Raw genomic sequence first — 6,934 nt, 5'->3', positions numbered from 1 at the left:
GCCACATTAAAGCCACGCAATAACCAATCAAGTTGCTCAACATCCCAGTGTATAATGTCATTGATATCCTTTTTAGGCCAGATAAACTTAACCTGCTCAAGACGCTTTTGCCATAAGCAAAACCCGGTTTGATCCCAGTACAGGACTTTGAGCTTATCACGGCCTTTATTACAAAACACAAACAAGTCAGGACTAAATACATCCATGCCCATGTTATCTTGAACGATTTGGCTCAAGCCGTTAATGGCTTTGCGGAAATCCACATAATCACGGTGCAGATAAACAGGCACATCGGCGAAATGTATCATTGCAATACCTGAAGCAACTGTTGAACGTAATCAGGATCAGGCCAGGTATTAAATTCTATTTGGCCACGCCCCGTGTTCAATGACATCACCGTCCGATACACCGGTTTATCGACCTTAACCTGAATAAACTCATTCTTGGTGGATGGCCTAAACCCAAAATCCTTTTGTCGCTTGGAAAAATACTTGGCATTAATGCCCTGTTGCCGGCAGAATGCAGCAGCTGTTAATCCGGATTCTTTATGGGCCTGAATAAGCGCAATCCATTGTTCTTTGCTTCGGTAAGTTTTGCTCATGAAACTTCACCATGCTAAAAATGCACAGTGTGCATCAAGCAACAGCAAAATGATAGAATGGGGTTTGGTTGGCGCTTACCATTGACTTTGATAAACGAATTTTATGTTTTGAAGTAAATTCAACTTTCATCTTTTCTTTGAGTTGAAAGTTATTCAAGGTCCAGTGGGCAAACTCTTTACCAATTCTAATTCTTGGGGCTCTGCTTTTGGCGGCTGTTCTGTCACAAACTGCAAGGATTTTAGAAGAGTTATCGCCCAACCTTACTTCAATGGCGAACTTATCTTCTGGACCAAGGTACTCTGAATGGCTCTTAGGTATGTTAAAGAATGATTTCCCGTAATATGACTTATGGAGGGTGACTTCACAAACAGGTGTATCTGAATTACAGGGCTTTTTAATTTTATTTAATGACTTATCTGGTATTGGCAATTTGGGTTTAATTTCCCGCTTGGCTTGTTTTTTATTTGATTGGATATTCCACTCCGGGGAAAATTCTTCAATCAAAACTGCTTCTAATCCGGCCGCGAGGTTCACAGTATAGCCTTTATACTTTAGGCTCTCATCATTGATAAAAACATAGATTTCAACTTGTTCACCATCGATGATTTTATTTTTAATTAACTCATTTAACCTGATGTTAGTACTTTGTGTGGGACCTGGCTTTTTATATCCATAAAGCCTTTGTTTTAATTCCATCACTGTTTGACCAATATATTTAATCTGACGATCTATCACGTAAGCGTACAACAGATTCTTTTCATTGGCGTATTCGCAAAAATCGCAATGTAAATTTCCATCAATTAGTTCCCAATTTGACAGTTTTAAAAAGCCAAGGTCAATTAATTCGCTAATCATATATCGAGCTTTGGTAGCGAATTAACAATCTTATTGGTTTCCAGACTTACTGTTATGATTCTTTGGAGTAGTTCAAGTGGATATTTTGGGTTGCCCATTGTTTCTATGGCCCAGTCATTGGCATCGTTGGTTATTCCTGACTTTTTATCCGTTTTAACACCTTGCCTTTCCATAACCCATTCGATGGCTGATTTCCCGTTAACTACATAGTCATAAGCTTCTAAAGGGATGTTTTTAAGGGTGATATGAGGGTTGTAAACAATGGAGCTTTTATCCGGCACAGATTTGCCCTCAGAGTTTCTAGTTCGCGCAAATTTCATTTTTTTGACGTAGTAATCTTTTGCGGTTAGGTCAGTAACCTTTTTGCCTTTCTTGAGTTCGATATCACATTTATAAATGGGCGCTTCCTCATAGTCTAAATGCCATTTGGCTAAGTCTCGACCGGCTTGGCTAAAGGCCCAAAAGTCCTTGGCTTTTTTAACCCGTGGGATTCGTGGAAGCTCTTTGGATAGGTTCATTTCAAAGCGGCTGCGATAATCAGGTGAATGTAACAAGCCATAAACATAATAGAAAATATCTTCTTTGCAGATATTTTCGTCTGGGTAGGCTTTTAGGAAGTGCTTATGGCCATCGTTTGTTATTCCATCATGCCTATTTAATTTATTACTCCTGTTTTCTTGATTTTGACCAATTAAAATTTCAGAATCAGAGCGGACTTCATCATAAAAATATAATGGGAAGCTTTGAGCCCCAGCATTAAGCATATTTAAGTCCGGCAATGCATCAAACATTAAAGATGTGAAGTTTTTAGCGCCTTTGCCATTAACACATATAACGTAGTTTTCACTTTCATTCGATGGAAATATTTTATTCATTTGGTAAACCATCGCGTTCATCGAACGATCAAAATACAAATATTGCTTCTGGTAGGGTCTATAAACACTTTTAATGATTTTGTTGGAATCAAAGCTATGAACTTTATTTTTTCCTATATCCTGAGTAAAATTTCTATTCCAACTGATTTTTTTCGGATCAACATTAATTTCTTCTACAACTTTTTTCTCTCTTAGTTTTCGATCCTTGGTTGAGTTACTACCATTAAACTTAGTCAGTTCATCATTATAAAATGCAATCATTCCGGAAAGGTTTTTTGCTAACTTATCCTTTGAGCTGTTGTAACACCAAAAATCACGACCAGTTGCGACACCTAAAGAAAAACCCTTAAAAAGTGATTTTTCGGTAGATTTCTTATCTCCCATGATTATGTGATCATAAAAACTATCATCCCTTTGATCAACCCAGTCACCGTATTTATCCGGAGTTATTGGCTGCCATTTATTAGCTTTTGAAATTCCATCAATACTTGCAAACTCCTCAACAATAGCAAGCTTTTCAGCCTGGTTTAAGTAGTCTCCAATATCATGCCAAAATATTTGGCCATGTTGCTTGGCATTTGGATTTTTAACTAAAAGCGTAATTGCAATAGGTGCACGACTTCCTGACCCAAAAATTTTGCCACCTTCTTTTCTTGATGTTTCACCTGACGTCCTTTGATTTCCTCTCAAATGAAATACATAAATCGAACTGAACTCATCAGCTAAGCATTTACGCATACCATCTGCTGAATTAGATTCAAGAAAACCGGCATTTGTAACAAAACCTACCACACCACTAGCACCTATTCGATCAGACGCCCATCGAATTGAACGAATATAAGAGTCCATTAAATTCTTAGTCGAAGTGGCTGTAGATCTTTGGCCATAACTATTACTTATGCTTTCATCAAGTTCCGGATAACCAACATTGGCATTATTATCATTAGCTGACCTTTGGCCCGCAGAATAGGGCGGATTCCCCATAATAACGCGGATATCTAACTTCTTTTGTCGCTTTCTGCGGTCACTGTTATCAGTAAGTAGGTCACTGATCATGTCATCCTGTTCATACATCTGAAAAGTATCTGTTAGACAGATACCTTCAAATGGCTTGTAATCACCACCCATAATGCCGTGATAAACAGCCTCGATATTAATGGCGGCTATGTAATAGGCAAGGAGGACAATTTCATTGGCGTGGATTTCATTTTTGTATTTATGCTCAAGTTGCTCTTTGGTAATTAAACCGCTTTGTAATAGCCTGGTAATGAACGTGCCGGTTCCAGTAAATGGGTCAATGATATGAACATCCTTATCACCAAGAGATAAATCAAACTCCTGTTTAAGCAGATCGTTTATGCTATGGATAATAAAATCAACAACCTCAACCGGGGTATAAACAATCCCCAGTCTTTCTGTCATGCGTGGGAATGCGTTTCTAAAGAACTTGTCATAAAGCTCAACAACAATCTTTTGTTTACCGGCAGCGTTGTCGATACCTTCGGCTCGCATTTGGACGCTGTAGTAGAACTTATTAAGCGTATCGGCTTCTTTATCAAGATGATGCTCGTTAAGTCGGTCAAGCACATTCTGCATGGCTTTTGAAACCGGGTTATTACTGGCAAAACTGTAGTCTTCAAATAAAGCATCGAATACCGGTTTGGTGATTAAATGCTGTGCCAACATTTCTATAATTTCATCATCGGTGATACTGTCGTTTAAATCATCTCGCAGTTCATCGGCAAAATTATTAAAGGCTTTTGCATCTTGAGGGTTTCGTTCAGCGTCCTTGACGATTGTTTCTATGCGGGTGATGTGAGTCTTTGCGATTTTAGCAATGTCATTGGCCCAGTCTTCCCAGTGCATCCGATTGCCACATTTTTTAACCACTTTGGCGTAAAGGGCTCTTTCGATTTCCCCGACGCTAAATTCCATTTTTTGTTGGTCTTCTTTAGTGAAGTGTTTTCTATCTTGTTCTTCGCCTATATTGTATTGGCCTTTGGACTTAGGTTTGGAAGGTGATTTGCTAGGCTTTGTGACTTTATCGGTAATGGCCACGACTTCCATTTTAGATGGTCGCTGTTCCATTAAGTCCATTTTATTGATCATGGCATCAAATTGGTCGTCATGCGACCGTAGAGCCTGCAAAACGTCCCAGACGACCTTGTAGACCTTATTGTCGTTTAAAGCCTCTGACGGGCTCATGCCGGCCGGTATGACCACAGGCAAGATGACATATCCCATGTTTTTGCCGGGCGCATTACGCATTACACGTCCAACTGATTGCACAACATCGACTTGAGAGTTGCGTGGTGTTAAAAATAAAACAGCATCTAAGGCAGGTACATCAACACCTTCTGACAAGCAACGGACATTGCTTAAAATACGACAGGTGTTTTCAGGTGGTTCAGCTTTAAGCCAGTTTAATTTACTTTCCTTAACGCTGGCATTCATACTGCCATCGACATGTTCTGTTTCACAAGCAAGATCAATATCGTTATCATCTTGTTCTTGGTAGGCATCAATGACTTCTTGGAACATGCCGGCGATTTGCTTTGAGCTGACTTTATGTGTTTTAGCGTTCTGGTTCGGTTCGATCACCTGGCAAAAAGCCACCGCTCTTTTCATGGGCTCTTCGTTGTGAGCAAAGTCATCACCTGCGCTTTGCTTACTTAGCGCTTTCCAGCAACCAATGATTTTAGCGGCATCATCCACTTTTAGGCTGTTGTTTTCATCCGAAAGCAAGCCCTGTATTCGACGGCTAACATGAGCTTCATCAATGGTCAGAACGACCACTTTATAATCGGTTAAAAGATTAAGTCTAACTGCCTCAGAGAAATTAATAACATGGAAATTACGACCGTATAAAGTCTCATCGTCCATTGAGCACAGCTCAGTGTTCTCTGTCTCAGCTGTGGCTTTCGCGATATCGGCATAAATTCGTGGCGTAGCCGTCATGTATAAACGCTTATCACTACGAATGAAGTCATTATTGTGAACTTTAACAAAATTGCTTTCACTTTCAGCTTCAAAAGTAGCGCCAGTTGTTCGGTGTGCTTCATCGCAGATGATTAATGAGAAATCATCCAGCCCATAATCCAATTGAGCTTTACTGATGACATCAATGGAATGATAAGTAGAAAAGATAACAGTCATGGTATCTTTAGTCGCCGCGTTAGATTTGGTTTGTCTTACGGCTTCACCCAGCTTGCTTGCTTCTGTGGTCGATGGGTATTCAAGCTCATGGATGAGCATATTTCGATCATCGCCTTTTTGTTTCTTACCCACATCACTGTCTGAGCAAACTGCAAAGCTGGTGATGGGCGTTTCACTGAATTGAGTCCATTCAGTCAATGTTTGAGAAAGCAAATTAAGACTAGGGACTAAAAACAATACATTTTTACCGGGACCTGCTAAATGTTCAGCAAGTTTAAGGCTTGTATAGGTTTTACCAGTGCCACACGCCATAATCATCTTACCGCGATCAGCTTTTTCAAAACCTTTTACGACGTCATTAAATGCACGCTGTTGGTGCTTTCTAAGGCTTCGTTCACTTCGCTCGGTAAGTAGTACCGGCGCTTGATCAGGTTTATATTTTGACCAGTCAATTTGGCTTTCTTCAAGTGCTTTAAGGTCAATCTTAGAAACCGGTGGCCGCTGATCTTCCAGCGCATCTAAGGCATTGTCTGACCAATTGTTTGTGGTAGTAACAATAAGCCGATTTGAAAATGGCTTCTTGCCGGAGGCGGTAAAAAAGCTGTCTATATGCTTTTTATAAATCGTGGCACCTTCATCATACAATTTACATTGAATGGCATGATACTCATCAGTCCCTTTGGTTTTAGCGACTAAATCTATACCAGTGTCTTTACCTGAAATTCCTTGTTGTTTAGCCCAATCAGAGTATGTCCAGACATCACTGTAAAGCCCTTTATACCGCGCTTCGTATTTAAAGAATGTGATTATGAGCTTTTCAAAATACGTTCCTTTTTCACGCTCGGTTTTGCTTGATGAGCGGTATGTATTGAGAATCTGATGGAGTGGAGTTTGTTCGTCCTTTTTCATGAGCTCTTATTTAGTGTCTTTTAGATGACATCTTAATATAATTAAAAATATTTCACGAATTTGAAAAATTTTATTTAAAAATTATTATTAATTCAAAACCTATAAAACCCCATATATTGGGGTTTTATAGGTAATTCTTTACAATCTGATAAAATCATTTGTCAAAACGGTATTTCATCATCAAAATCATCGTAGCTTGGACCGTCGTCATTGTTTTTATTGTTGTTTGACTGGTTATTGTTGCTTTTTGGAGCTGAAGGCATGTTGCCACCGCCACCCATACCACCACCGGAGCCCGGTCGGCCGCCGAGCATTTGCATTTCATTGGCCATGATTTCAGTGGTATAACGATCATTACCTGATTTATCTTGCCATTTATTAGTACGGAGTTTACCTTCCACATAAACCTGAGAACCCTTTTTTAAGTACTCACCCGCAATTTCAGCTAATCGACCAAAAAACACTATTCGATGCCACTCCGTACGCTCTTGTTTATTACCTTCTTTGTCGTTCCAGACTTCAGTGGTAGCCACTGAA

At 39.6% G+C, this 6,934-nt stretch carries 5 protein-coding genes; all 5 read right to left on the bottom strand.

Annotated features, from left to right (window positions below; genetic code table 11):
• Window positions 1–308: IS66 family insertion sequence element accessory protein TnpB (gene tnpB / locus IEV16_RS13010; RefSeq protein ID WP_188366160.1), on the bottom strand; the 308-nt coding region annotated here is incomplete at its 3' end.
• Window positions 305–601, bottom strand: coding sequence for an IS66 family insertion sequence element accessory protein TnpA (gene tnpA, locus IEV16_RS13005; protein ID WP_188366159.1), 297 nt, complete (start codon window positions 599–601; stop codon window positions 305–307). The genes tnpA and tnpB, both read right to left, overlap by 4 nt.
• A gap of 34 nt (window positions 602–635) precedes the next feature.
• Window positions 636–1,457, bottom strand: a complete 822-nt coding sequence (locus IEV16_RS13000; RefSeq protein WP_188366158.1) for a GIY-YIG nuclease family protein — start codon at window positions 1,455–1,457, stop codon at window positions 636–638.
• Window positions 1,454–6,397: a DEAD/DEAH box helicase gene (locus tag IEV16_RS12995; protein WP_188366157.1), complete on the bottom strand. Its 4,944-nt coding sequence runs from the start codon at window positions 6,395–6,397 to the stop codon at window positions 1,454–1,456. Before IEV16_RS12995 ends, IEV16_RS13000 begins: the two co-directional genes overlap by 4 nt.
• A 161-nt stretch (window positions 6,398–6,558) precedes the next feature.
• On the bottom strand, window positions 6,559–6,934 hold a 376-nt coding region (gene ssb, locus IEV16_RS12990; RefSeq protein ID WP_188366156.1), incomplete at its 5' end, for a single-stranded DNA-binding protein.

The sequence above is a fragment of the Marinicella pacifica genome (assembly GCF_014636635.1).
GTDB lineage: Bacteria > Pseudomonadota > Gammaproteobacteria > Xanthomonadales > Marinicellaceae > Marinicella > Marinicella pacifica.
This window is presented reverse-complemented; position numbering and strand designations above follow the sequence as displayed.

Bases quoted from the DNA above. Each gene is read 5' to 3' on its own strand.
- tnpA (WP_188366159.1), bottom strand. From the start codon at position 601: ATGAGCAAAACTTACCGAAGCAAAGAACAATGGATTGCGCTTATTCAG.
- IEV16_RS13000 (WP_188366158.1), bottom strand. From the start codon at position 1,457: ATGATTAGCGAATTAATTGACCTTGGCTTTTTAAAACTGTCAAATTGG.
- IEV16_RS12995 (WP_188366157.1), bottom strand. From the start codon at position 6,397: ATGAAAAAGGACGAACAAACTCCACTCCATCAGATTCTCAATACATAC.